21 protein-coding genes and 1 pseudogene are annotated in these 26512 nt (G+C 67.2%); 10 read left to right on the plus strand and 12 right to left on the minus strand.

The window, feature by feature from the left end; all coding sequences use genetic code 11:
- Nucleotides 1-9: 9 nt before the first annotated feature.
- Nucleotides 10-852, plus strand: a complete 843-nt coding sequence (locus ACWGI6_RS01775; protein WP_453265656.1) for a PE-PGRS family protein — start codon at nt 10-12, stop codon at nt 850-852.
- On the opposite strand, the gene ACWGI6_RS01780 is transcribed toward ACWGI6_RS01775, so the two are convergent.
- The 3 genes from ACWGI6_RS01780 to ACWGI6_RS01790 form a co-directional block, all read right to left on the minus strand.
- Nucleotides 782-2479 carry a PE-PGRS family protein gene (locus tag ACWGI6_RS01780; RefSeq protein WP_453265657.1) on the minus strand — a complete coding sequence of 566 codons (1698 nt, stop codon included), beginning with the start codon at nt 2477-2479 and terminating at the stop codon, nt 782-784. The two genes, ACWGI6_RS01775 and ACWGI6_RS01780, sit on opposite strands and share 71 nt — an antisense overlap.
- Before the next feature lie 264 nt (nt 2480-2743).
- The gene (locus tag ACWGI6_RS01785; protein WP_453265658.1) at nt 2744-3916 is read right to left on the minus strand and encodes a serine hydrolase domain-containing protein; all 1173 of its coding nucleotides are present in this window, start codon (nt 3914-3916) and stop codon (nt 2744-2746) included.
- Between the two features lie 68 nt (nt 3917-3984).
- The gene (locus ACWGI6_RS01790; protein WP_453265659.1) at nt 3985-5307 is read right to left on the minus strand and encodes a transcriptional regulator; all 1323 of its coding nucleotides are present in this window, start codon (nt 5305-5307) and stop codon (nt 3985-3987) included.
- 216 nt (nt 5308-5523) lie between these two features.
- Between ACWGI6_RS01790 and ACWGI6_RS01795 the strand changes: the two genes are divergently transcribed.
- From ACWGI6_RS01795 to ACWGI6_RS01820, 6 genes are all read left to right on the plus strand, one after another.
- On the plus strand, nt 5524-6774 hold the full coding sequence (locus ACWGI6_RS01795; protein WP_453265660.1) for a methionine adenosyltransferase: 1251 nt from the start codon (nt 5524-5526) through the stop codon (nt 6772-6774).
- Nucleotides 6774-7691 carry an aminoglycoside phosphotransferase family protein gene (locus tag ACWGI6_RS01800; protein ID WP_453265661.1) on the plus strand — a complete coding sequence of 306 codons (918 nt, stop codon included), beginning with the start codon at nt 6774-6776 and terminating at the stop codon, nt 7689-7691. The genes ACWGI6_RS01795 and ACWGI6_RS01800 overlap by 1 nt, the downstream gene beginning before the upstream one ends.
- An 8-nt stretch (nt 7692-7699) precedes the next feature.
- Nucleotides 7700-8410, plus strand: coding sequence for a histidine phosphatase family protein (locus ACWGI6_RS01805; RefSeq protein WP_453265662.1), 711 nt, complete (start codon nt 7700-7702; stop codon nt 8408-8410).
- A complete protein-coding gene (gene serS / locus ACWGI6_RS01810) occupies nt 8403-9698 on the plus strand; it encodes a serine--tRNA ligase (RefSeq protein WP_453265663.1) in 1296 nt (431 codons plus the stop codon). The genes ACWGI6_RS01805 and serS overlap by 8 nt, the downstream gene beginning before the upstream one ends.
- Nucleotides 9699-9815: 117 nt before the next feature.
- On the plus strand, nt 9816-10715 hold the full coding sequence (locus tag ACWGI6_RS01815; protein ID WP_453265664.1) for a glycosyltransferase: 900 nt from the start codon (nt 9816-9818) through the stop codon (nt 10713-10715).
- A gap of 269 nt (nt 10716-10984) precedes the next feature.
- The gene (locus ACWGI6_RS01820) at nt 10985-11746 is read left to right on the plus strand and encodes a hypothetical protein (RefSeq protein WP_453265665.1); all 762 of its coding nucleotides are present in this window, start codon (nt 10985-10987) and stop codon (nt 11744-11746) included.
- A 120-nt stretch (nt 11747-11866) separates the two neighbouring features.
- Here ACWGI6_RS01820 and ACWGI6_RS01825 read toward each other — a convergent pair whose 3' ends face one another.
- The 8 genes from ACWGI6_RS01825 to ACWGI6_RS01860 form a co-directional block, all read right to left on the minus strand.
- Nucleotides 11867-12334: a hypothetical protein gene (locus ACWGI6_RS01825; RefSeq protein WP_453265666.1), complete on the minus strand. Its 468-nt coding sequence runs from the start codon at nt 12332-12334 to the stop codon at nt 11867-11869.
- Nucleotides 12331-12750 carry a DUF4279 domain-containing protein gene (locus ACWGI6_RS01830; RefSeq protein ID WP_453265738.1) on the minus strand — a complete coding sequence of 140 codons (420 nt, stop codon included), beginning with the start codon at nt 12748-12750 and terminating at the stop codon, nt 12331-12333. Before ACWGI6_RS01830 ends, ACWGI6_RS01825 begins: the two co-directional genes overlap by 4 nt.
- Before the next feature lie 42 nt (nt 12751-12792).
- Complete coding sequence (locus ACWGI6_RS01835; protein ID WP_453265667.1) at nt 12793-14067, minus strand: WXG100 family type VII secretion target; 1275 nt, start codon at nt 14065-14067, stop codon at nt 12793-12795.
- The gene (locus tag ACWGI6_RS01840) at nt 14067-14384 is read right to left on the minus strand and encodes a WXG100 family type VII secretion target (RefSeq protein ID WP_453265668.1); all 318 of its coding nucleotides are present in this window, start codon (nt 14382-14384) and stop codon (nt 14067-14069) included. The genes ACWGI6_RS01835 and ACWGI6_RS01840 overlap by 1 nt, the downstream gene beginning before the upstream one ends.
- 278 nt (nt 14385-14662) lie before the next feature.
- Complete coding sequence (locus tag ACWGI6_RS01845; RefSeq protein ID WP_453265669.1) at nt 14663-16378, minus strand: relaxase/mobilization nuclease domain-containing protein; 1716 nt, start codon at nt 16376-16378, stop codon at nt 14663-14665.
- Nucleotides 16375-16899, minus strand: a complete 525-nt coding sequence (locus ACWGI6_RS01850; protein WP_453265670.1) for a MobC family plasmid mobilization relaxosome protein — start codon at nt 16897-16899, stop codon at nt 16375-16377. The genes ACWGI6_RS01845 and ACWGI6_RS01850 overlap by 4 nt, the downstream gene beginning before the upstream one ends.
- Nucleotides 16900-17246: 347 nt before the next feature.
- Complete coding sequence (locus ACWGI6_RS01855) at nt 17247-18032, minus strand: DUF2637 domain-containing protein (RefSeq protein WP_453265671.1); 786 nt, start codon at nt 18030-18032, stop codon at nt 17247-17249.
- Between the two features lie 437 nt (nt 18033-18469).
- Nucleotides 18470-20005 carry a DnaB-like helicase N-terminal domain-containing protein gene (locus tag ACWGI6_RS01860; protein ID WP_453265672.1) on the minus strand — a complete coding sequence of 512 codons (1536 nt, stop codon included), beginning with the start codon at nt 20003-20005 and terminating at the stop codon, nt 18470-18472.
- A 275-nt stretch (nt 20006-20280) separates the two neighbouring features.
- Between ACWGI6_RS01860 and ACWGI6_RS01865 the strand changes: the two genes are divergently transcribed.
- The 3 genes and pseudogenes from ACWGI6_RS01865 to ACWGI6_RS01875 all read left to right on the plus strand — a co-directional run.
- The gene (locus ACWGI6_RS01865) at nt 20281-20832 is read left to right on the plus strand and encodes an XRE family transcriptional regulator (RefSeq protein WP_453265673.1); all 552 of its coding nucleotides are present in this window, start codon (nt 20281-20283) and stop codon (nt 20830-20832) included.
- Between the two features lie 151 nt (nt 20833-20983).
- On the plus strand, nt 20984-21283 hold the full coding sequence (locus tag ACWGI6_RS01870) for a helix-turn-helix domain-containing protein (RefSeq protein WP_453265674.1): 300 nt from the start codon (nt 20984-20986) through the stop codon (nt 21281-21283).
- Between the two features lie 11 nt (nt 21284-21294).
- A pseudogene (locus ACWGI6_RS01875) lies at nt 21295-22506 on the plus strand (tyrosine-type recombinase/integrase); the annotation flags it as partial.
- Nucleotides 22507-23309: 803 nt separating this feature from the next.
- Here ACWGI6_RS01875 and ACWGI6_RS01880 read toward each other — a convergent pair.
- Nucleotides 23310-26510, minus strand: coding sequence for a type I restriction endonuclease subunit R (locus ACWGI6_RS01880; RefSeq protein ID WP_453265675.1), 3201 nt, complete (start codon nt 26508-26510; stop codon nt 23310-23312).
- Nucleotides 26511-26512: the final 2 nt, after the last annotated feature.

The following is a 26512-nucleotide window of genomic DNA, read 5'->3' on the forward strand; positions in this document are numbered from 1 at the left end:
AATAGACACATGGAGATTGGTGAGAACTGGGCCTACCGCGCCAGGCCGAAGGAGCTGGGCGCCGCGGTTCGCCGCGTTGAGATCGTTCGGGTGGGTGGGAGCGGCAGGTCTGGATGGCTCCACGTGCGGTTTCTCGAAGGTGATGACGCGGGACTGCAGGAGTGGGTCAACCCGAATTCTCTCGTGGCGCGTTGGGAGAACGTTGAGGCGTTCCGCGCGGACGATGCGCGCGAGCTCGCGCTGGCCGAAGCGTCGCGGAGCCTTCGAGGAAGCGCCGAATTCGAGACGGCGCGGTTCGTACTTGGATTTGTCCGCCCGAAGAGCAAGCTGCGCCTGCGGCGCGGCGCTGCTGACGCCGGGATCTTGGAGATGAACCGCCTCGACGAAGGCGCCAGGCTTGTCGGGATGGAACCCGCAGAGCTTCGGGGCGATCCGATGGTCCACGAGAATCGCGAGGGGCAGTGTCTGGCTGGGTGGCCGGTCACTGAGCGGCTAGCGCGTCACGTGGCCGGCCGTCTTGCCGACGACATCCTCCCCGAGGTGGACCGCAGGCAGCAGGCTGTCGATCAGGAGCGCACCCAGTCCTCCTGGTACTCCTACGGCCGCCGGGACGACCGCAAGCTGGACGAGGAAGCGGCTGTGCTGCGGACCGTCCGGGAGTGGTGCGGCCAGGACAAGGCGGATCGCTACGACGAGCTGGTCGCCCTGCGCGACGAGGTCGTGCGGCTCGGGAAGCTCGTGGAGAAGTCGGTGAAGGCCCTACGCGACCGCGGGCACGGTGTCATCGCCTCCACCATTGAGCGCGACCTCGGGATCCATATCTCCAGCCTTGATCCAGACGTTCGTCGGTGAAGCTGCGCCACCGCTCCGGCTCCGGCTTGGGTGGCTCGGCTTCCGCCTTGGGTTCCTCTTTCTTCGGAGGCTTCTCTTTCTTCGGCCGTTGGGGGTGCCATCCATCGAGGAAGGGCCGTAGCTGGTCGCCGGTGGGACTCGCGTGGAGGCTGTGGGCGGTCAGGCCCCTGCCGGCCACGGTCGGGTCGAGCCGGTCGGCCTCCGCGTTCCCCCACGCTGACCACTCGCGTAGCCGCCCGGCTTCGTGAGCGTCATCCGAGACGGAGGCGGCCTCATCGAGCGCGGCGCAGAAAGCCCGCATCTCCCCTGCGGCCCGCCACTGCGCCAGGGCGGTGCCGAACCGGTCGACACGTACGGCGTCAACTGCCGTGATCGTCGCGACGCTAACCGCCGCTTCCCACTCCCGCCGCGTACGCTCCTCCGCCTCAGCCTCCCGCCGACGGCGCTCCTCCTGCTCCTCGACCTCTCGCAGACGGCGCTCCTTCTCCTGCCGCTCCCGCTCCTCACGCAGACGCTGCTGCTCCGCCTCCCGCGCCAGCCGAGCCTGCTCCTCTTCCTCCGCGCGCGCCTTCAGCGCCCGGAAGATCGAGCCGATCTGGTCCTCCAACGGCTTCTTGGCTGTGTCGCCCCACTCCTTCTTCCAGCCGTAGTGGTAGCCGCTGCTGTAGCCCGAGCCCTGGCTCAGGACCAGTTCCAGCTCAGCGGACGGTTCGAACCGGTGCGCCGGGGTGACCCGCTGCCAGTCGTACGTTCGTTTTCCCGGCTGCTTGGGCACGTACCGGACCTGTTTCTGCCGCTCACTGAAACTGATCTCGTACGTCCTGCCATGGACCGTGAGCAGCGGCCTCGGCTGCCTGCGCTTCTTCGACACCGCGATCTCGCCGTGCCGGGCGAGGGCCTGCTCGGCGAGGAGCCGAAGGAGGGAGATCATCCGTGGGAGTACCTCGTCCGAGATCTTGAAGGCGCTGTGGTCTGCGGTGACCGCCGCGATCACGTCCTCGACGTCGGTGATCACTCGGCTGCGTGCCAGGCGGATCCGGTTCCACTCGGTGTCGTCCTCGCCCGTCACCCGGAGGAGGCCGAGGAAGAAGTCTCCCTTCGCCCGCCCGCTGTACTTCAGGTGGTAGCCCTCCGGCGCACACTGCCGCGCTGCGTCGAACGCCCGTCGATAGCGGGCCCGCTCCTCCGTGCTCGGGTCCGGGATCCGAAGGAACCGTCCGGCCTTCTGCACCTCCGCGATTAAGGTCGCGCCGACCTCTGCCGGCGACTGCCGTGGCGGCTTCGCGGCACGCGTTGGTGTCGGCTTCGGCTCAGGTGGGGGTGCCGCCCGCCGACGGGGAGGTGCCGCAATCTCTGGCTTCGGCTCGGCGGCTACCGGTCGTTGCTTGTGCGGGGCTGGCTCGGGCCGTTCCGGGTGGTGGCCGTGTTCCAGGTAGAAGCGACCTTCATCGGTGATCCCCGCCTGCCACTTCCCACCATGCTTGGGCATGGTGATGAGGCCCCGGCTCTTGAGGGCACGGGCGGTGACGGCGAGTTCCGGGCTCGCAGAGGTAACAGGATCCGTTCCCTCTCCGATGCGGGTGAGCAAGGCCAGCTGTCGATCGTTGAGCGGCGACCATCGGTACATGGTGACCGTCGTACCGGTCCCGTCGAGCGCCTACAACCAGAATGGTGATGTTCCCGCATTCTGCTGCCCGAGCGTCGCCACGACCGGACAGGCAGGCCCTCGATCCCCGTGCTTGCGACAACATTGCAGGGGCTTGCCCCGCGCCTCCCAGGTCAGCTCAGTCGGCAGAGCGCATCCAAGCGTGCTGAGAAGCTCGATCGCAGCCTTTCCAAGGTTGCCTTCTCCCTTTCTGCGGTGGCGAGTGGCTACGGTGACCTTGTTCAGTTACGCCAGCGACCTTCGCACTGCATCAACCAGCGACGACGCACGCATATCGTCAGGGCCCCCGATGATGTGGTTCATCGTGTAGCCGAACGCGATACCGTGCTCCGGGTCGGCGAAGCCGAGTGAGCCGCCTCGGCCGGTGTGACCGAAGGAGTTCGGGCCGATCATGGGGTTGGTCTCCGTGGGCAGCATGTAGCCGGAGCTGAACCGGCTTGGCGCCACCAGCACTTCGTCCACGCCGCTGGCCTGCTCTTTAGTCGCCGATGCGAGGGTCTCTGGAGTGAGCAGACGTACGCCGTCCACCTCGCCGATCACAGAGGCGTACATGCGAGCCAGTCCGCGTGCGGTGCTGATGCCGTTGGAGGCCGGGAGTTCCGCGGCCTGCACGTCAGGGGAGTTGAAGTCGATCGCGGCTGGCTCGGTGACACGGTACGCCCTGTTGCTGAATGAGTTCGGGTCGCGCCAGGCGGCGACCTGTTCGCGGAGTTCCTCTGGGATCGACTCCGCGGGCACGGTGGTGAGGTCGACCTCCGGCTGCTGGTACAGCATCTGGCTGACCCGGCCGCGTTCACTCGCCGGCAACCCGATGAAGAAGTCCAGGCCCAGGGGAGCGGCGATCTCGTCGGCGAAGAAGCGGCCCGGCGTGCGGCCGGATACCCGGCGGATGACCTCGCCGACCAACCAGCCCCAGGTCCGGCCGTGATATCCGTGAGCCGTGCCTGGGGTCCACAGAGGACGTTGAGCGGCCAGTGCGTCCGCCATCGGCTGCCAGGCCAGTGCATCGGCCAGCGGCACCGGTTGGTCCAGTGCGACCAAGCCGGCCTGATGGGACAGCAGCCAGCGCACAGGGATCTCTGCCTTGCCGTTCGCGGCGAACTCCGGCCAGTACTTGGCCACTGGCGCGTCCAGTTCGAGCACGTCGCGCTGGACCAGCAGATGCGCTGCGGTGGCGGTCGCGCCCTTGGTCGCCGAGTAGACGAGTTGCAGGGTGTCCCGCTGCCACGGGCGACCGTTCGCGGGGTCAGCTGTACCACCCCACAGGTCCACCACCGGCTGGCCGTGGTGGTAGACGCACACTGCCGCGCCGATGTCGCTGCGCTGATCGAAGTTCGCTGCGAATGCCTCGCGCACGGGCTCGAACTGGGCTGCGACCTCACCGTTGATCGTCGTCATACGGTCCATCCTGGCATTTGAGCCGCTTGCTCCGAGAGTGCTCTTTCGGAGCAAGCAACCGGTATCGATCAGGCCGCGTCGGGAAGCGCTTGGAGACGCTCGCGAAACTCACGGACAGCAGGAACGGACCTGTGAGGTTGGAGCTGCTCGGAGAACTCCTTAAGACGGTCCAGGGCTCGCACGGAGCTGACTTTGTCTTCGAGTAGCTCGGCGCCGTAGTTGGCGGCGTCCAGTGCGCCGTCCAGGTCGAAACCGGCTAGCCGGGCTTCGGCCAGACGGGCGGACCGTACGGCCTTGTCGCGAGGTGCTGCCTTTTTGAAGGAGGTCTCCAGGGAGGCTGTCGCGCGGTCCAACTGGCCGGAACGCAAGAGAACTTTACCCTCGGTCGACTTCAGTTGTGCCTCGCCGAACCAGTCGAGCCAGTCCGGGTTTTCCTCCATTGTGTGGCGCTCCCAGAGGGAAGCAGCACGGTTGAGCGCTGTCCCGGCCCTCTGGTGATCTCCGTCGCGGGAAAGTGCCTCGGCTTTGTGTAGGTAGAGGAAGGACTGGGTGTAGCGCGAGAGCGTTCGTGGCGCGTTGGCGATGGCCGTCGAGATGAGTTCGACTCGCTCGGCGGTTCGTCCGGCCTCGGAGACGTGGACGCCCATCTCTGCCAGGACGAAGGCCCCGAAGGCGTCGTCCCCGGCGGTGCGGGCGCTGCGCATGGCTCCGACGTAGTACCGCTGTCCCGCGGAGCGAAGTCCTGCGTCGTAGGCCATCCAGCCGGTCAGGTGCGACACCCGGGCCGCCAGCGCATACAAGCGGGTGCGGATCTTATCGGTGTATCGGCCGCTACTCAGGAGGCCGGTGATCAGGGCGAGATCGCCGCGCGCTTGCTCAAGGAGTCGGGCGCCCCCGAGTTGGTCGTCGAGCGTGCGGAGGGTGCTGATGCGCTGCTCGATCGTCGAGACCATCGTGTCGGTGACTCGATCGCCGTTGAGCGCAGACGCGAAGGCAGAGGGCGCCTCGGCCCAGCTCGCTGCGAGCCCCGTCAGGGCGGCGCCGGTGATGGTGAGGAACCCCCGCCGGTCCATGCGGCCACTCCCCACCAGGTCAGCGAGTGCCTCGACGGTACCGGCCTCCGTCCAGGGAGCAGTGAGCCCGGTGACTTCCCATACGGGGAGCCACCGTGGCCATCCTTCCGCCTGGACCCGTTCGTACGGAACGCACAGTAGGTCGGCGAGGACGCGCTGAGCGTCGGCGTCTGGTTCCTGGCCCTGCTCCCACTTCCACATGGTGGTGCGGTTGGTCGCCAGAGGGATGCCCAGCTCCCTCCCTCGCGTCTGTATGAGCCGGGCGAGCTCGGCCTTCCCCCATCCGCTCGACTGGCGGATGAAGGTCAGGGGGTGCATTGCTAACGACTCACCGGCCACGACATGCCTCCCGTCAACCCCGTTTGGTGATGGGGAGGTTACCCACGCTGACGTGCGCATGAGAGTCCTCCGTGTCGAGAGAAACCCCCTAGAAACGTTCCCGCCCGGTCGTCAGATGGCTTCACTCATCATCAGCCGCTCAGCCGCTCAGCCGCTCAGCCGCTCAGCCGTCGACCTTGAGATGGGAGCACACTCATGCCCCGCACAAGCACGACCTTCGGCAACACCCACCTGGTGATCGAAACGGGTGCGCCTCGGCCCGACGCGACCACAATCGTGGAGCGCAAAGGGCTCGGCCATCCCGACACCCTCGCCGACCACCTGGCAGAAAGGCTTTCCCGGGCCTACAGCCGGTACACCGTGCGTCACTTCGGTGCCGTCCTCCACCACAACTTCGACAAGCTCGCCCTGCTCGGAGGCGCCAGCGAGGTCCGGTACGCCGGTGGTGCCATGACCGCACCGATCCGGGTTCTGGTCAACGGCAGGGCCGCGCCGATGTGCGGCGGCGAGCGCATCCCCGTCACCGAGATCGTCGAGACCGAGATCCGGGCGTTCTTCGCCGAGCGGCTCCCCGAGATCTCGGAACACCTCGACATCGTCTTCAACATCACCAGCAACTCCAGCCCCGGAGCCGTGGTCACCGGTGACGGAGTCCCCGACCGCACCCGGTGGTTCAACCCGCGCTCGATCGAGGACCTGCGCGAGCGGCGGGAACGGCTGTCGAACGACACCTCGCTGGGTACGGGATGGGCGCCGGAGAACGCCTTCGAGTCGTTCGTGCGGGAGCTCGTGGACCACTTCTCCGGCGACAGCGACTTCACCCGCGCTCACTCCTGGTGCGGCTCCGACGTCAAGCTCATGGGTTACTGGGACGGAGAGCAGGCCGACGTCGTGCTGTGCGTGCCCCAGAAGTCCCGCCATGTCGCTAGCCGGGCGGAGTACATCCGCAACACCGAGACCGTGCTCGACGAGTGCCACCGCATGGCCGCGCTCAGGCTTTCCGGCGCCACGGTCGGCTTCCGGCTCAACGCCCGTGATGTCCCCGAGAAGGACGAGCTGTACCTCACCTACACCGGCAGCTCGATCGAGTCCGGGGACGAGGGGGTTGTCGGCCGGGGGAATCGGGTCAACGGTCTGATCACGCCGCTGCGACCCATGAACCTGGAGGGCGCCAACGGCAAGAACCCCGTCTACCACGTCGGCAAGCTCTACAACATTGCGGCGCAGCGGCTGGCGCACCGGCTGCACGAGGCCACGGGCGAGCCTGCCGAGGTGCACCTCGTCAGCACGACCGGGCAGCGGCTCGACCAGCCTTGGCGCATTCTGGTGCGGCTCTCGTCTGTGGATGTGGAGGTCGACAAGGTGCAGGCCCTCGTCAACGAGGCCATGGACGAGTTCCCCGCTCTGACCGACGAGCTCGTCTCAGACGGGCTGGTGCTGAGCTGATGACCGCACGATCGCTCGGCAGCGTCCTCCCGGGAGCACGGGACCGGCTTCTGGCTCACTATGGTCTCGCTGCCGACAAGTGGCTCGACACCGCCCCGCAGCTCCTGAACGAGGCCGCCGAGCGGTGGAAGCTGACGCTGCGGGGCTACTACGACGCGGGGCATTCCTCGGTCGTCGCCGTGGCCAGAGATCTCCATGACACCCCCGTCCTGCTCAAAGCCTGGTACGAATCCGTCCGCTATCGCGACGAGGTCACCGCGCTGCGGCTGTGGGGCAGTGGCCCGGCCGTGGACATCATGGAGACTGCGGACGACCTGTCGGTGGCCTCGATGGAACTGGTGGGCGGCCGGCCGGGCGGTGCGGCCAGGCCCGAGCGGGAAGTCCAGATGGTGGCTGCGGTGATCCAGGGGCTCCATGCGGTCGGTGCGAAGCAGGGGCGACCGGCGCTCCCTCGGCTGGGAGATCATCTCCAGCACACGGTGCTGCCGCGCGTGACCCGACGGGCGGTGACCCTCGATCTCGGGCGGCGTCAGTGGCTCGTACGTGAGGTGATGCCCGAGCTTCACGCGCTCAGGGAGTCTCCCGCCCGTACGACGGTCCTCCATGCCGATCTCTACCAGCAGAACGTGCTATTCGATGCCCGGCGGAACGCCCGGCTCATCGATCCGCATCCGATGGTCGGTGACGCGGCATACGACTGGGCCTTCTGGAGCGTCTATTACGACCTCGGTCAGGCGACTTTCCAGCGCATGGCGATCGCATCGCGGATATCGCGGATCCCGGTTCCGGAGATCTCAGCCTGGTGCAGGGCCGTCGCGTTGGACGGGCTCCTCTACTACACGGAGATCGGTGATCAGGCTCAGGAACTGGCCGCGGACGTGCTGGCCGCGCTGATGGCGTCAGGCGTGGAGGGGTGAGGGGAGGAATGACGACGCATATTCTGCGCCACGGCGAGACCCACTACAGCCGCCAGTACCTCGTAAACGGGGACCCGAGCCGTCCGATACCGCTCAGCAAGGACGGCGTCCTGTCCTGCGGCCTGGTCTGGCACATGCTGCCCTTGCGGCAGGCGTCCACGTGGCTATCCAGCGAATTTCCGCGGACGCGTCAGACGGCATCGAGGCTGATGGGTGTCCCCGAGCCAGGCCCGGTCGTCGATCCGCAGCTCAACGAGCTGGACTACGGTGCCTTCGAAGGAGGCCCGTTTTTGAAGTACGCCTCCTGGCTGAAGCAGCACGGCGGACGGCGCCGGCCACCAGGGGCGCGCGAATCCCAGCGGGAGGGCATCAAGCGCATGCTCGCGGGGCTTCAGGCAGCCGTGGAGCACCCCAGCCCACGGGTGGTCGTCTGCCATGGGCTACTCGTCTCGGTCCTCCACTGGTACCGGGAGCGGTCCGCCGGCGACCCCATGCCGCTGTTCTTCCCTGAGGCGCCGTACGTACAGCCGATCTCGTTCGAAGACGAGGATCTGCTGCGCTGTGTAAAGAGTCTCCTATCCGAGACTGCCGCAGAGCCCGACAGCATTTCGGAACCGCGGTGTGATGCGGAGAAAACCCCGGCGGAGTCAGAACCGGATGTTGCTACCTTCGACCGGGTAAACCATCCGCACGCACAGAGGGACCTTCCCGATGCATGATGCTCGCGTTCTGATCGACATGGGCGAGGACGCCGTCCGCCGCCTGGCCCGCCGCGGCTACACGCTGGACCTCTCCTCTCTGGAGAGCCTCCAGTCCCGTCGGAACAAGAGCATCCAGTTCGGTGACGAGCTGCGCTCCGAGTCGAAGCGCATCGCGCAGGAGGTCCAGCAGACGGCGAAGGCGGGCGGCGACATCTCCGCCCTCAAGGAGACCGCGCGCAAGCTCAAGGAGCAGATCCGGGAGGCCGAGACCGAGCAGGAGCGCATCCAGCAGGAGCTGACCGAGCTGCTGCTCACTGTCCCCAACCTGCCCGCCGACGAGGCGCCCGACGGCGACTCGGAGGAGTTTGCCGTCGAGCAGCGCCGCGTCGGCACCCCGCCGGCCTTCTCCTTCGAGCCCAAGGACCACGTCGACCTCGGCGAGGCCATGGGCATCCTGGACTTCGGCCGGGCGACCAAGCTGTCCGGGCCACGCTTCAGCGTCCTGCGCGGTGTCGGCGCGGCCCTGGAGCGCGCACTGGCGACGCTGTTCCTGGACCTGCACACCCGCCGCCACGGCTACGTCGAGCACTCGGTGCCGTTCCTGGTCAGCCGTAAGACGATGACCGGGACGGGCCAGCTGCCGAAGTTCGAGGAGGACCTGTTCAAGACGGGCGTCGCGGACCGGGACCTGTTCCTGATCCCCACGGCCGAGGTCCCGCTCACGAACCTGTACGCGGACGAGATCATCCCGCCGACTGAGCTCCCGGTCGCGCTGACCGCGCACACCCAGTGCTTCCGCTCGGAGGCCGGCTCGTACGGCCGTGACACCCGCGGCCTGATCCGCCAGCACCAGTTCGCCAAGGTCGAGATGGTGCGTATCGCCGCACCGGAGCAGGCCCGCGCCGAGATGGAGAAGATGGTCGGCCACGCCGAGGCGTGCCTGAAGGAACTGGACCTGGTCTACCGAGTGGTCACGCTCGCCGCCGGCGACACCGGCTTCTCCGCCCAGCTCACGTACGACCTCGAAGTGTGGCTGCCCAGCCAGGCCACCTACCGCGAGATCTCCTCTGTCTCCGACTTCGGCACGTTCCAGGGCCGCCGTGCGGGCATCCGCACCCGCGATGAGAACGGCAAGCCCACCCCTGCAGCCACGGTCAACGGGTCCGGACTGCCGATCGGCCGCACCCTCGCGGCCGTCCTTGAGCAACACCAGCAGGCCGACGGCTCGGTCCTGCTGCCCGAATCCCTCGTGAAGTACCTCGGCTTCCGCCGGATCAAGGCGGACGGAACCCCCTCGGAGGAATAGGTGCTAGTCGGCGTCTGCGACTTCCCCGGTAGTTATGCATTCCCCCCGACCGGATACGGCGGGATAGAACGATGGCTCTGGGCAGTCGCCGTAGGAGCCCGCACCGCAGGCGCCGACTTGCATCTCCTCGGGCCGGGCTGGCTTGCAACTCTCGAAGACCAATGGGTATGCAAGCCGGTCCGCCTTGAGGACATCACCGCAGGCTCCCTCGCCGAGCGCGATCTGAAATCCGCCGGCTACGACCTTCTCGTCGTCGGCCACGAATACCCATCCCGGCCGTCATGGGTCAGAACCTGGCGCGAGCTGGACTGCGACGTCGCCACCTTCCAGCACTCGCCGACGTTTCAGCACACCCCCACCGCCTTCGATGGCGATCGGTCACGGCTCTACTGCTACTCACCCGAGATGGTCGAGCGGTACGCCGCCCACAACCCGACCGCCGAACTCGCCGTCCACCTGGGGCTCGACGAAGAGGAGCCCCCGGCGGTGAAGGGCCGCGACCTCGTATGGCTCGGACGAATAGACGGGGACAAAGCACCCCACCTCGCCGTACGGGCGGCGCAGATTCTCGGCCGTCGGATACGCCTCGTTGGCCCCGTCTTCGATGAGGACTACGTCCGCCGCTACGAGAGGGCTTTCGCTGCCGACCACGTGGAATGGGTCGGGGAATTGGGTGGAGTGGCCAAGACCGCCGCCATCGCTGAGGGCTCGGTCTTCGTCTACACCTACGCGCGGAACTACGTGGAGGCCGGCGCAGCCGTCTTCGGCGAGTCCCTGCGCGCCGGAACCCCGATCGCCGCCTTGACCTGGCGTGACGGCACCTGCGCTCAAGCGGCGCTTTGCGACCGCACAGGCGCCACCGTCGTCGGCGACCCCGCAGGCGACGACGAGAGCGCAGCCCAGGCGCTCGCGGAGGCCATCGAGCGTGCCTCCGTGCTCGACCACTTCGAGGTACAGGCAACGGGATTGGCGCGCTTCGACCCCGCGAGCCACTTCAGGGCGCTGGCGGCGGCCTGATGGAGAGCCACTCGCGAGCCCACCAGGCAGTTTCAGCTTTACGCCACGTTCTCGGCCCTCAATGGGAGTTCACCCTTGCCGCTCCTGCCAACCGCACCTTCCAGATTCGTCACCGTGGGCGCGGCACTCCGTACATCCCGCCGCGCTCGGCTCCTTCATGGGCTCAGCTACTGACCGCCCTTACCACGGCCTTTGCGGCCCGTGGTGTCACACGGGACGATTGCCTGCCCCTGCGCTGGGGCCGCGAGACCGAACTGACGATCTCCGCAGTGCAGGCACTCGACCCTCTGCTCAAGGACGGCCGTGTCATCACCTATCGCAACGGCTTTCTTCCCCAGCCCGTGGTCCGCTTCACCGGAGACCGTGATGAACACGGAGATCTGCTCGACGGCTTCCTCACCGCCTTCGTCAACGTCTCCCGGGTTCAGCCCATTGCCAGCCTTGACGACTACGCCGAGGCGCTGGACGACTGGCTCTTCGTTCTCTCCCAACTCGGCTTCCATGCACGACACATAGAGGTCCATGGGCGCGTTGAGGTGTGGCAGCGCAGGCAGGTCGCCGGAATGACCCTTATGTTCAATCACCTGGACCTCACGCTTGGCGACCTCGTCCTTCTGTGGAACACAGAGAATCCCGACCGCATGGCCTTGGACCTCGGCACGGGACTCGAACGCCTCGCTTGGGCACGGACTCGTCACGACTGGAGAGAGCTGGTGTTCAGCCCGTTCGCTGACGCTGCGCCGGTTTCCGTTCTGGACGCGATCCGGACGGCGACTCTGCTCCTGGGGAGCGGCATCACGCCCTCGGCGAGGGGTGCTGGCGGGGTCGCCCGCCGAGTGATCGCGACCATCCCACCCAGCTTTATACGGCTGGGGGCTAGCGCCATTGTTCGAGCGTTCCACCAGCATTGGGCGGCCAGCGCGAACCTTCCGGTGCCGTGGCCCGCGGTCTGCAGTGCCATGGAGGAGGAGGTTGCCAGCCGATCCGTTCATCGTTGCCTCGGTGCCGCAGGTCCGCACCGCGCTGCGTGATCCTCGGTGGCTCACCGCACCCGAAGCCCTGTGACATGGGAGGAAATGCCTCCGCTCTGGCACGCGTCCATTAGCAGAGACGCCGCACGGCCAACCTTGGTTAACAGAATGCTGCGGCGGTCAGTCGAGCCAGGCGAGGGGGTCTTCTTCCTCAACCCCAGGGGCAGCAAGGGTTGTGAACGTCACGGGAATCCCTAGGGCAGTGACCCGTGCAAGGGTGGTTGCCGAGAGGCGGAGCTTGCAGCCGGTCTCGACAGTTCCTGTGATATCCACCCGGGCGGCGTGTCCCGCGGCAACCAGTTCCCGCAGCGCCTTAGAGCGAGGTGTGAACAGCTCCGAAAGTGCCTGTACTTGCCGCTCCACGTCGATAGAAAAGTGTTCGTCAAACGAGAACGCCCACCACGTGGGGCCTGCAGCGATTCCGGCTCCCGGGTTCCCGATATCACGCGGTTCCAAGGCCAGAGCTAGAGTGATCTGTTCCGCAGAAATCCCCTCCTTGGTAAGGACAAGGGAGGAGCTGGGCGATTCCCAAGGCATAGGCGGCGCCGCAAGTGTTGCTTCAGAGTCGTTCACGAGGTCTCCCATCATCGGGCGTTTGTATTCGGCGACAGCTCAAGAGGAAGGTTGAGGCGCGAGATTCTTTCCAGATCGTGCACGGAGAATGGCAGTACAGAGCCGGTGCCTGCGAACCCGTACACACTGAGATGGATTTCGTGCCCCTCAGAGATCAGATCACGAACCTCCGCTTGCTTCTCTTCAGCAGCAGACAACACTGTGTTCAGCTGCTCGGAGAAATCCCTCGTCGTGCGCTCATCGCACTGAAGGCGCCAGATGCCTTCCCTTCCTCGGTTGCGCTCCTGCGAGCCCTGATCAGGCCGATAGACGCCGGTTGGCGTGATCCCTAGGCGCTGTGAGACTGCTTCAGGGTCGAGGTCGACCTTCTTGATGATGAGGGAGACGTCAGTCAGCACCCACGGATGAGAGATTTTCGGTTCTGTCGACATCACGACCCCTGATTCCTTCGACGACTTGAAGCACTCACGCATTTAGTACCCTACCCCCTTGTGCTCCCGGCAGGCAGCCCAATGTACGTTCCCCATATCCGGCTTTAAGAGCTCACTCAGGTTGGTCCGCTGGGCGACCGTGGTGGAATTCTCGTACACGGTAAATCCTCCTGCGCCGTGCGGCTCGGGAGGGGCAAGCGTATAGTCAGGAATCTTGTCACCCGGGTGGAAAGTCTGCACAGCACCCCCAGGATAAGAGCCGCCTTCTACAGCTACTCCGTTCAACCCAGGTATCAGCTCTCCATCTTCCACGTAGAAAGAGATTTTTGTTCCCGGCGGGACGGTGATTTCCTCGGCAGTGGCTTCAAGGTACCCATGCCCCGCGAAGACTTTTTCCCCGTCCGATCGCCCGCCCGCAAGGACCCGAGTTGCGTAATAGCGGCCGTCAGTATCCGGCCAGCTCTTCTTCAGGATCTGCGGGTTGCTCTCCATGACCGCCTTCTTGACGTCCGCGAAGGGCGGCAATTCAGCCCCGGAACCCCGGCTCGCCAGTCGGCCGAGAGACGGTGGAAGGCGCAGGCCATCCAGCCTCATGCCGCTGAGCACAGCCTTGACGCCACCCGCGTCGGCAACTGCCCTGGCGCCGCGGGCGGCTCCGCCGAGCGCGCCACCGGCGAGCATGCCCCCCAGTGCAGCATCACTCATCTCGTTGAGGTTGATGCCCTTCTGGTCGCCCAGAAGGTTGCGGCCGCCCTGAGCGACGACCACGTCCACGGTGATGGCTTCGATGCCACCGATGGCGGCGGTGGCCAGGACCGTTCCGGCGATCTCGGCGACGGTGGCGGAAACGGCGACGCCCGCCGTACTCGCCGCCGCGACGATTGCCTCGGTTGCGCCGGCTGCCGCGACTTCGCTGATGCCTCCGGTGAAGAGGGCCAGGGCCGTACCGGCGACCAGGACCGCGCCGGCGATCTCCAGCTCGTGCTCGATCTTCTTCTTGGCCTCGGCGACCTGGTCGGCGTACTTGTCCAGGGCCTTGGCCATGTCACGGGCAGCGGTGGCCAAGTCGTCGAGGTAGCCCTTGCCGCCGCCGTGGTACTTGCGCCAGAACTCCCCGAACGCCTCGATCGACTTGCCCTTGTTGTTGTCGATCACGTCCTGGGCCCGCTTGTGACAGGCCGCCGTGCAGTCCTCGACATCGTCCGCGTACGTACGCCAGGCTCGCGCGGCTTCCCGGAGTTCGTCCTCGTTGCCCTCCGGCCACCACATGCCGGTGAGGTCCTGGACGATCTCCTTGGCCTTGTCGGCAGCGCCCATCACTTACCACCTTCAAAGCCGGACTTGGCCGAGTGGTCAGCGTCCTCGTGGTTGGCTGCCATGTCGTTCATGGCCTTGGTGATGCTAGACAGGCCCTTGACAAGGGCCGCGGCTGCCTTCTCGATCTGCGCCTGGTGCGGGGCGTAGGCGTGCTCGAACTTCTTGCCCTGCTCGTCACCGCCCCACGGCTCCCCCAGCCCGCCGAGCGTGTGACGAAGCTTGGCCGTCGCCCGTTCCAGGGCAACGGACTCTCTGTGGAACGTCGGAGCAGCGGACTTGAGGTGGTCGGTGTCTATGTCAAAGCCGTCGCCAGCCATGCCGTACTTCCCCCTTGGCCATGTACTCGTAACTCGTTGTGAACCACTGGCGATGCTTTCGGCTCACAGATGTTGACCATGGCATACAGCACTGACAATCGACCTGGCGGGAGTGGGTTTCAGCCACGGCTCGACGCGGCCCGGCCAGTGGGACCAGGGGCAAGACTGCAGCCCCTTGCCAGCCGGATTCCGGTAGGGGGCGATTCACCGAGAGCTCGTCCAACCGCTCGCTGCACGACCGCAGCGGAGCCACGGTCGTGCAGCGGCGTGTTGGGCAGTTACCGGCGCGGGCGGCGGTGCTGCGCGGCTGGTGCTGTAGTTGCCGCCGTTGGCTGGGCGAAGTCAGGCCCGAGGGGCGGGTGCGGGGCCGCGGTGGTGGTGCGGAGGCGGGCTGCTGCGGCGCGGCGGTTGGGGGTGGGGTTGCGTCCGGTGTGCTGGATGCGGGTGATCAGGACGCGGGCGGGTTGGCGGGCGGTGGCCAGTTCGCGTTGGGCGGCTGCTTCCTTGAGGAGTTGGTGGGGTTTGTGGCCGCGGGCTTCGGCGTCGGCGAGGACGGTGGCGAGGGCCGGCCAGTCGGTGTCGGTGAGGATCTGCTCGGCGTGATCGGGGATGGCGGCTCGTACGTCGCTGGCCAGGGGGCGATGGGTCTCCTCCTTCGGCTGGCGTTGCGCGAGGTTTGTGAGTTCCTGGGTGAGGGCGTGGTCGGCGGCGCTCTGAAGGTGCTGGAGGGCTTGGCGGGTGGCGTCGGCTTGGTGTGCGTGGCCCGTGGCCTCATGCCAGCGTCCTGCGACGATTGCGGCCCAGACGAGCGCTGCGACCAGGGCGGCGAGGGCGCTGCCGTCGGGGTCGGTGGCGGTGTGGGCGATGTCGCGTGCCGCGTTGCGCAGAGTGTGGGCGGCTCGGTCTTCTGCCCGGATCTGGGAGCGCTGGGCGCGTGCGAACGCCTTGGAAGCGGCTTGGAGTTCAGCGCGCAGGTCGGCCGGTGCTTTCTGGGCGGTGGCTTCGATCAGTTCACCGAGCGCGGTGATGTGGGCCTGGGCTCGCGCGTCGGCGGCTAGGTCGGTGTGGAGACTGTCGAGGGCGTCGGTCGCCTGGTGCCAGGGGGTGCTTGGGCGGTTGCGGCGGGCAGTGGGGTGCTCTTCGGGCTGGCTGGATTCGAGGCGGGCCTTGATCTTGGGAAGGGAGAGGTCGGGGGCGATCTTTCCGCCGGGGTGAAAGATCTGTTCGTCGTCCTTGTTGAGATCGCCTGGGCGTCCGACGGCGTAGCCGAGAAGGTCACCGGACGGTCCCCGCTTGACCTTGACTCGGATGCCCTCCGCTTCGAGGTAGGCAAGGAGTTCCTCAGCACTCTTCGCGTGGGGGATCGCGGCGCGGATGCGGTCCTGGAGCCACTCCTTGCCGGTCTGTTCCCAGCCGAGGCGCTGGGCCTTGTGCATCTCGGCCTGGGTGGGGCGTCGGGTGCCGGTGCGGTCGCCCTTCTTCAGGCGGCGCAGACTGTAGTCCTTCTCGATATCGCGGCACTCGTCGCCGACGCGTATGCCGCTGTCATGGAGTTTGGGGCGTCGGCCGTCTTCGCGGACGGTGGTGGCGAGGATGTGGATGTGGTCGTCGGCGTGGCGTACGGCGATCCAGCGGCAGGCCAGGTCATCACCGGCAGGGGCGATGCCGGCCGCGGCGACGACGCGCTGGGCGATCTCGCCCCATTCGGCATCAGAGAGGTAGCGGTCTTCGGGTGCGGCGCGGACGGGGCAGTGCCAGACGTGGTCGGTGACAGGCTTGCCGAACTCGCTGTTGCGCAGGCGTACGGGCTCGTCGAGGTGGCGGGCGAGTTCGGTGAGGGTGGCCATCTCGTCGCGGCCGGGGTCGGGCATGCCGAGCATCGCGAAGCCCGCCACGATGTGCGGATCGAAGTGTTCGTCGTGGGTTCCCCGGCCGTAGAGGTAGGCAAGCAGGCCACGGGTGTTGGCGCCGGGCGCCTTGATGGCGGCGATCATGCGGCGAGATCCTCCCGCGGGTCGGCGGGCTGGCGCAGGGCCTCGGCGATCAGTTTCAGCAGGTGGTGGAGTTCGTCGAGGCGGTGGCGTATGTCGGGTGGGGTGAGGTCGCTGTTGAGGGCGCGGGCGACCTGGTTGATGTTGACGCCGATGCGGTTGAGCTGGCGCAGGACCTGGGCGCGGAACATGTGCGTGCGGCGGCGGTCCTCGGACAGGGGCAGGTTGGCAGTGAACCGGCCGGCGATGAAGGCCAGGACGACATCGGCGGCGAAGCCGGATTCCCCCTTGTAGCCGTGCTCGGCAGCAGCCTCCTGAAGGCCGGCGTGCTCGTCGTTGGTGAACCGCAGCGGGCCGACGCGGACGGTGCGCTTGTTGCCGCTGAAGCGACGGATCGTGGGCTGGGCATTCTTCGCGTCGGGCTCGCCGGTGGCGGTCTCGGCGGCACGGGCGAGGCGAAGGGTCTCGCGCTGGGCAGCGTGGAGCTTGTCCGGGGCCCCCTGGCGCTGGGCCGTCTCCGCCACCCCTGGGGCGGAGATCCCCGAAGTCCGGCCTTGAGTCGGACTCGGGGTACTACTGGCTCCGCCAGGGGCCGTCCTTCCGAACGCCCGCTGCAAACGGCCTATCACTCCAGGGGACTTCATCAGGGGCCGCGGCTCGTCGAAGGTGTTCTCGGCGTGGTGGGGGTCGTGTGTCATGGGGTGGTTCTCCGGAAGAGGCGGGGAGGACAGGCGGGTCAGCGTGGAAGGTCTGACGGAGTGCGATGGGTCGTCGCCCCGTCCACGGGTGTGGATAGGCGGACTCCGAGTGAGGCGGTGACCGAACACATCGGGCGACCGGAAGGGGTTCCGGTCGCCCGACGGGGCCGCGGTCAGCTGCTGGCCGAAGCGTTGCCCGCGTCGGCTTCGAGTTCGGGCTTGAGGATCTTCATCACGTCGGTCATCCGCTCGCTGCCGATCGTCAATCCCTTGTCCTTAACGGCTTTTCGGAGAAGGTCCCGGGTGAGCTTGCCGTGCTCAGCGGCGGCGATCCGACCGATCTCCACGAGCTCCTCGACAGAGGCGCCCGCCGGACGACCACCGCGCGGCTTGCTCTCCGAAACCAGGGGAGGTGGTTCCGGCGGCTGTACGGACGGGGTGGCAGGTGGATCGGAGGGGCGGGCGGAAATGGCTGCCGGTGGCGGGACGGAGGACGGTTCCGGTGCCTGGACGGAAGTTGGGGCCGGGTGGTCGGCAGGGCGGTCGACGAGCCGGTGGATCTGGCGCATCAGGACGCCGAAGGCCAGTAGAGCGGCGGTCGGTGGCACCGCGGCGACCACGTAGTCGAGCAGGGGCGCGCTGCTGGCGTTGCCGGCGCCGCTGACCCCGGCCACGTTGAGCGCGATGGAGCCGACCGCCCCGGTGGCGGTCAGCGCGATGGCCCATCCGTCGGTGTCCTGGCGCAGGCCCGCGCGGAGCATCAGCAGTTCGCCCGCGACGATGAACGCGTCCAGGGTCGCGGGCCAGGCCCAGCGGCGAGTGGGAGAGCCGCCGAGCCCATGCGCTCCGGCGACCTCGGCGAGGTGCGCGTACGAGAGCCAAAACCCGCCGACGGTGAGGACGACGATGACCGCGCCCGCCGCGATGAGCGCATACCGCTCGGTGGTGTGCTTGGTCATCACTTCCCACCCTTCGCCGTGACGTGCACGCTCGTGGTCGGCACGAGCCGGGGATCTAGAAGCGCGACGCGGCGCCAGCTGGTGTCGGCCCCAGCGAGGGCGAGTGGGGTGGTGGCGGCCCGGATGGTCCGGCTGCTGTGTATGGCGGCCAGGAACGTGGGGGCAGGGGAATGCAAGTTGGGTCTCTCCAGGGGAGTGTGGTGGGGCTCGTGGGGAGAAGCGGAGGGGCGTTCACGGCAGGGGCGTACACGCGAGTCCCCCTTTAAGGGGGGTCTCGCGCGTGAACGCCTGGGCGCGTGTACGGCGTGCACGGTCGCGTGACCGTCTGACCAGGGATTTCGTCATGGCCGTGGACGCTGCGGGCCCTATTCGGGGCCGTGTACACGCAGGGGGCGCGTGTACGGGGGCGTGTACGGTCCGGGCCCTGGTTCAGGTGGTCAGGACACGACGCCGATGTGGCGTGTGGAGGCGTGGTAGCGGGCCTGCTGGCCGCCACCGTTGCCGCCTGCGGCGCCTTCGGCCTTGGTGGCCAGTCCGGCCCTGACGAGCCGCTCCAGGTGGCGCCGTGCCTTTTCGACATCAGCACGGCCCGGCTCAGGCTCGCCGGAGAGCACCTCGGCTAGTTCACGCACGGTCAGCCCGCCGCTTGTGGCACGCAAGAGCGTGACCGGGTCGAGCGTGGGGTCGACGGTGCTGGTGCCGTGCTCGTGGTCGTGGATGACCTGGAGCGGGCCGATCTCGCCGGTCGCCAGCTTCAGGTGGTGGATGGTGACGGCCAGGTCGCCGGGCTTGCCGTTGATGAACAGCACGCTGCCGGCGCCGGAGGTCAGCCAGGTGGAGCCGTAGACCTGGTCCAGGGCAGGGCGTTGGGCCTTGGGGCTCTCGGCACCGGACTTGCGCTGGTGGTGGAGCTCCAGGACCTCGACGCCGTTTTGGAGGGCGCGTCCGCGGGCGTTGTTGTATGCGACCGCGAGGGCGTCGTCGACCATGGTGTTGACGGCGTCTTTGAGGCTGTCGATCACGAGGGTGTCGGCCTGGTGGGCGGCGGCCAGATCGGCGAGGAGGTCGGGCTCCTTGTCGAGGGTGGCGGGCAGTGGGCCCTGCCAGACGGCGAGCCGGTTGCGCAGCGCGGCCTCGTGCTCGTCGCTGACCCCGCGGGCGAGGGCCCGCGCGATCTGGGTGGGCCGGTCGATGGCCAGGTACAGGACCCGCTTACCCGGGACGACCGGCATGCCAAGGACCGAGTCTTTGAGGCCGATGCGGGCGAGGACGACCTGGTGGGCGAGGGTCGTCTTGCCGACTCCGGGCGGGCCGACGAGCATCAGGCTTTCGCCGGACGCCCAGGCGGTCTGCTCCCGGGTACCCCAGACCGGCTGGGTGTCGGCGGCCTTGGTGACGAAGTCCCAGCCGTTGGTCAGGTAGCGGGACAGTCGACCGGTGCCGGATGCGAGGGCTCGCTCGCGCTCGGTGCGCAGGTCGGCCTCGGCGGCGCTGCGTATCTCGTCCGGATCGGCGCCCGGCTCGCTGGTGCGCTGGTACTGGCGCAGGGCGGTTTCGCGCAGGCGCCGCAGGTCCGCCTTGCGCCGGACGATGTCGGCGTAATAGGCGGCGCTACCGGTCGTGGTTGCGGCGCCGACGAGCTGGTGCAGGTAGACGGCGCCGCCGATCCGGTTGAGCTCCCCGGTCCCGGCGAGGTATTCGGCCAGGGCGATCGGGTCCGTGGGGGCGTCGTCGGTGTGTAGTGCGAGGAGGGCACGCCACACCGTCTCGTGCGCGGGCCGGTAGAAGTCGGCGCCATCCAGGAGAGCACGCACCTCGTCCACCGCGTCGCGGTGGAACATGCACGCGCCCAGGACAGCGCGCTCGGCGTCCACGGCGTTCGGCGGCTCACCGTTGAGACCGGCGTACGCGCTGGCCTCGTCGGTGCCGTGACCGGATGGATTCTTCTGACGCGGGGCCCTACTCTGGGCCATGGAGCTCCTTACCCGGCAGGCCATATGAGGCGGCAACCTCGGTCAGCCGGTTGGATCGTTCAGGGATGGGCGGTTGTGTCGAGGACTTCGCTTTGGCCCCTGGTGTTCGCAGCACCGGGGGCTTTCTGCGTCTTGGCGTCCGCCTCCGTCCGGAGGTGGACGACCACCATACCCAAGAATTTCGGCAATGCAATGAGTTGCATTTCGCTCTGCAATCCGGTTCACTCTTGACCCTGGCCACAGTGGCCCCAGTCGTCGCCCGAGGGGAGGTGTGAGTGAGCAGCAAGGAAGGCGCGACGCGTGCCGGCCCCGACCGCCCGGAGCCGGAGGACAACGTTGCTGCGCGCATCAAGCTGGAGCGCGAAGCCCGTGGCTGGAGCACCGTCACCCTGGCCGAGAAGATGGCCGAGGCCGGGCATCCGATCAACCAGTCCGCCATCTGGCGCATCGAGAGCGGCAAGCCGCGACGTCGGGTCAACCTCGACGAGGCGCTCGGCTTCTGCAAGGTGTTCGGCATCTCCATGTCCGACCTCAGTGGCCCCCCGCTCAAGATCAGCGTGGCTGCCCGGCAGCTCATCCACCTCTTCACGGAGAAGTCGAAGGAGTACCTCGCCCAGAAGGACGCGCTGGACCAGCTGTACCAGGAGGTACGCGAAGCCCGACTGGCGCTCTTCGCCTACGCGGAGGACCACCCGGAGCAGAAAGACGAGATCGAGGAACTGCTGAGGGCCCACGAAACCGCAGAAGGCAAAGCCTGGGCCAAGCGCACCCACCCCGCCTTCTCCGAGCTCAGAAAACAGGGCAAGTTGCCCCCTCCGTTGTCCTAAGCCCCCATTACGGCCCTCCTCGGTGCTGCGAACGCCAAGGAATGCCGTGACGGTGCCAGAACCCAACACCGCCCATCCCTGACATCACCACCGGCCTGGTCAACGGGGGTTGCCGCCCCTCGCGACCGCGTGCGCCGGGGAGGAGCACCCCTTGTCGCAGTTCCCGCTGCCCGTTTCCCAGATCGCCTACGTGCTCGGTGTCCCCGAGGACGCCCTCCGCGCACTCATGGCCCAGCGCGGCGACTCCGCAGGCGACCCCACCCTTGTCGGGCTCACCGTCGCCGAAGCCGCCCGGCGGATCGGCATCGGCCGCACCAAGATGTACGAGTACGTCGCCTCCGGCGAGATACCTTCCGTCAAGATCGGAAGCCTCCGACGCATACCTGCCGAGGCGGTGAACGAATTCCTTGCCAGGCGCGTGAGCGCCGACGACTTCGCGGCTGCGGCCTGAAGGCGGCGGGCATGGCAAAGAACCGTCAGCCCAATGGGGCATCGTCCATCTACCTCGGCAAGGACGGCCGCTGGCACGGCCGCGTCACCGTCGGCGTCAAGGACGACGGCACCCCCGACCGCCGACACCTCTCCCGCAAGACCCGAGCCGAGGCCACCAAGGCCGTCCGCGAGCTGGAGCGGCAGCGCGACTCCACCGGAGTCCGCAAGGTCGGCCAGACCTGGACCGTCACAACCTGGCTGACCCACTGGGTGGAGAACATCGCCGCGCCCAACGTCGGCGAGAACACCATCGACGGCTATCGCGTGGCGGTCTACCACCACCTCATACCCGGCTTGGGCGCCCACCGACTGAAAAAGCTGGAGCCGGAGCACCTGGAGCGCTTCTACCAGAAGATGCGGGCCAACGGCAGTGCCGCCGGCACCGCTCACCAGGCGCACCGCACCGTCAACACGGCGCTTAACGAAGCTGTACGCCGCCGTCACCTCACCACCAACCCGGCCTCCATCGCCAAGGCTCCCAAGCTCGAAGAGGAGGAGGTCGAGCCGTACTCGTTGGAGGAGGTCCAGCGACTCCTGGCCGAGGCCGCCAAGGTGCGCAACACTGCCCGGTGGGTCATCGCCCTCGCACTCGGCCTGCGCCAGGGGGAGGTCCTCGGCCTGAAGTGGGAGGACGTCGACTTCGAGGCGGGTGTGATTCTCGTCCGCCGGGGACGGCTGCGGCCCCGCTACAAGCACGGCTGTGGCAACCGCTGTGGGCGCAAGCCAGGTTACTGCCCGCAGAAGATCAACGTTCGGCGCGAGACGAAGGACACCAAGACTCGCGCCGGCAAGCGCCCGATCGGCGTGCCCGAGGAGCTGCTGAAGCTGCTGCGACTGCACAAGGAGAAGCAGGAGCGCGAGCGGGCCCTCGCCCGTGACCTGTGGGTGGAGAAGGGGTACGTGTTCACCTCGCCGACCGGCGAACCGCTCAATCCCAACACCGACTTCCACAGGTGGAAGGACCTGCTGAAGGCGGCGCAGGTACGCGACGGGCGCCTCCACGACGCCCGCCACACCGCTGCGACCGTGCTGCTGATCCTCGGCGTCCCCGACGCGGTCGTCGACCGCATCATGGGCTGGGAGCCCGGCAAGTCCGCCCGGATGCGTCGTCGGTATCAGCACCTCACTGGCCCCGTGCTCCAGCAGACGGCGGCGAAGGTCGGCGGCCTGCTCTGGGGCACACCGCACATGATCCAGCCGACGCCGGGTGGCTCCCTGCCCGAGTTGGGTCATCCGGTCTCGGACGAGCCCACGGTGTACGTCGCTCGTCTCGGCGGACGCCTCATTCCGTTCCGTCACCGTGAGCACGCGAAGGCCGTGGCCACACAATGGGGCACTGACCGGTCTGACCGCTCTGCGGTGGTTGAGGAGTGGGAGTGGGCGCAGTGGGGGCACAGCGGGCTTGGCGGCGTGCGGGCCGTCTGCGACCGGGTGCCCGACCGCAAGGTCGTCTTCCACGCTCGCGCGCTCTTCGTCCCCGGCGGTGATCGGCTGAACGTGGGTGGACCGGAGCAATGGTCCGTATCGGCTTGGGAGTTCGAGGCCGACCTCTACACGGACCTACCGGTGCGGTGGCACACCACGTGCCGCCCCGGCCGCGAGGTCGAGGCCCAGGTTCGCGGCACTGACAAGGACGCCGTTGCCGATGCATTCGCCGAAGCGTGTGCACAGGCCGTGGATCGGGCGAAGAACCCCGGCAGGTACGGCGACGATGGCGATTGACGATCCCGCCGCTGTGCTGTCGTTTCGGCGCCTTCGGACACGAGCTCGGCGAGAAGATCGTGGATGAGCTCAGCCCGTTGGCGGCCAGCTGGACCGGGCGTTCCCCGGGCGCGGCGCTGGCAACGATGAAGGTCCCGACCGGAATCCGGTCGGGACCTTCGTTTGCCCAGGTGGGCAAGTGCGGAGGATGTGAGATTCGAACTCGTGAGGGGTTGCCCAACACGTTTTACAAATGTTCGTACGGGGGCCGGAGCGGGCTGCGCTCACACCCCTTGTTTCGGATCTTCCGGCCCAGCATCCGGCTCCGTGCGCGCGCGCCGGGACTGGTAGAGGTAGGCACCGATCAGCCGAATGAGCTCTTCGGCTCGCTCACTCTCGCCGGTCAGCGCGCCAGTCAGCTTCCCGAAGGCCCCCTCGTTGAGCACGGCTGCGTCGGTAAGGGCCTCGCGCAGGTTGGGGGAGATGAGGAACTGGTCCTGCGCGTTGTTGTCGATCTGCTCGGCGATCCGCGGGTCCTCCTCGGCCATCCCGGCTGCGGCCGTGACGAAACCGCCGATCTGCGGGTCCGCGAATTCGCCACCGAACAGGCTGTTGATCTTGGCGATCACCTCCGACAGCAGCACTTGCTGCGGATCGCGGGACAAAGCGGTACCGATTCCAGTGACGCCTCGTAGCCCCGGCGTCTCCTGGTCTCCGGACAGGGCTATGGCGGCCTTGCCCTGGTCAATGTGCCGCACTCGCTTGAGGTCTATCCCGGACAGGTCCACATCGGCGCGCTGGTCGTCGACCGCGAGCAGGCGCACCAGTTGGCGCAGGAACTCGGCGAGTTTTTCCAGATCGGTGGTCGCGTAGTCGATGACCTGAGACATGAAGTCGTAGAGGCGAACATAGGAGCCGCAGTCCTTGCGGAAGGTCCGCAGCTCGTTCAGGGCCTCGCTGTCGTCTCTCTCGGTTGCGTCGGCCCACCGATTGGTGAACTCGTCGCGGGCCGGCGCGATCGCCGCCGTCAGTGCCGAGTGGCGCTGTTGACCCCACCAGGCTTCGGCGTAGCGTTCGACGTCGGCGCGGGTGTAGATGCCGGGCTGGGCGAGCTTGGTGGCGAGCTGGTGGACGAGGTTGGGGTCGGTGGCAGTCTCGACGTGGGCCTCGGTGTAGTACTGCAGGAACGCATTCTGGATGCCGACGGGGTCGTTGACGAAATCGAGGACGAACGTCTGGTCCTTCGCCTCGCCAGACGGGGCGCGGTAGGTGCGGTTGAGACGCGAGAGTGTCTGGACGGCGTGGACGTCGGGGAGTTGCTTGTCGACGTACATCGCGCACAACAGCGGCTGGTCAAAGCCGGTCTGGAACTTCTCCGCTACCAGCATCAACCGGTAGTCGGGGCGGCGGAACTCCCGGGCGAGATCGGATCCGAGGCCCGGGTTCAGTGACGCTTCGGTAGCGTTCTCCAAGCCGTAGTCCTCGTCGGTGATATCACCGGAGAAGGCGACGATCGTCTTGAGCTTGTACCCCTTAGCGCGGATGTACTTGTCCGTCTCGATTTTGTAGCGGACGGCTGCGTGGCGCGAGGAGGTGACGATCATGGCCTTTGCCTGGCCGTCGAGGAGGTGCGCGACGTTGGCCCGGAAGTGCTCGACAATAATCTCGACCTTCTGCCCAATGTTGGACGGGTGAAGGTTCTTGAACCGCATGATCTTCTTCGTCGCGGCCTTCGGGTCGACCAGTTGCCCCTCATCGTCGCTACTGATCGTGGTAACGACGCCCTTGGCGCTGCGTTCCTCGATCTCGAAGGCGGTTTTGTACGTCTGGTAGCCGCGCAGGACGTCGAGGATGAACCCTTCCTCGATGGCCTGCCGCATCGTGTACACGTCGAACGCCTCCGGTGTGCCATCGTCGCCGGGGCGCCCGAACAGGGTTTTCGTTTTGTGCTTCGGCGTGGCGGTGAACGCAAGGAACGACACGTTCGGTGACACGGCTCGGGCGGCCGTCTCCGCGGAGATCCGCCGCTCGCGCTCATCGTCGGCGGAGAGGAGCTCGTTGACGACGTCCTGGGTGTCAACCTTCTCGTCCTCGTCTACCTGCCCACCCTCGGTGAGGACCTTCTTCAGGGCGTTGGCTGTCTTGCCAGACTGGGAGGTGTGAGCCTCATCGACGATAACGGCGAATACCTTGTCGCTGAGCGTCGTGTCGATCAGGCCCTTGACGTAGGGGAACGTCTGGATCGTGACCACGACGACCAGCGCAGGGCCGGTCAGCGCGTCGAGTAAGGCCCGGGACTTTGAGCCGCCGGAGTGGCGCACCGCGGCGGAGTCGATGACGGCCACCGAGCCGCCGGAGTCGTCGACCTGGCTGACGGCATCCTGGAGCTGCCGGTCGAGGACCTTGCGGTCGGAGACGATCAGGATCTTGTCGAAGATCTTGCGATTGTCCCCATCGTGCAGCCGGGCGAGGTGATGCGCGGTCCAGGCGATCGTGTTGGTCTTGCCCGAGCCAGCCGAATGCTCGATCAGATACCGCCGCCCCGGCCCGCCAGCGCGGACCTCGTTGACGATTCGCTGCACTGCACGCCACTGGTGGTAGCGAGGGAACAGCAGCGTCGTCGTCCGCTTGATCTTCCCGGTGGCCGGGTCCTCGTCTTCGTCCTTGCGTAGGAACATCAGCGTGCCGAGGATATGGAGCCAATTGTGCCGATCGAGGACCTCCTTCCACAGGTAGGAGGTGGCCGCGCCGTTCGGGTTTGAGGGGTTGCCTTTCGCGCCATCGGCGTGGCCCTGGTTGAACGGCAGGAAGTGGGTCTTGTCGCCAGCCAGTTTCGTGGTCATCCAGACTTCGTCATCGTCGACGGCGAAGTGGACCAGAGCCCGGCTGCCGAATCCGAGGAGCGGTTGGCCGGCCGGTTGACGGTCCTGCTTGTACTGCTTAACTGCAGTGCGCCACTCCTGCTTGAAGAACGACTTGAGTTCGAGCGTCGCCACGGGTAGGCCGTTGACGAAGAACACGAGATCGATCGACCGGTTGTCGCCTCTGGCAGGCGAGAAGTGGACCTGGCGGACTACCCGCAGCCGCACCGACTCGTAGGCGTTCACCACGGTCGGGTTGAGAGTGGTCGCCGGCGCGAACTGGCACATATGGAAGTGCGCCGTCGCGCCCCGGGTGTGGGAGAACTTCCGGCGCATCACGTTCAGGGTGCCGCCGCCCGAGCTCATCGGGCTGTCCAGACGCTTCACAAGTGCGTCGAGAAGGGCATCCTTGTCGGCCTGCTCGGTCGGAGTGCCGATCTTGACGACCTTCTCGTACTCTTCGGCCTGGGTAGTCCTGAGCCACCAGTGTGTGTCCTCGGGCCACAAGGCGCGTTTCGCGTCATAGCCGTCGTCGGAGGTGCTGTACTTCCAGTCGTGGGCGGCCAAGTACTCGGCGATCTCGGTTTCGAACGCTTCCTCGCGAGTCTGGTCCGAGGACGCCATCG

Source organism: Streptomyces sp. NPDC054786 (assembly GCF_053611685.1).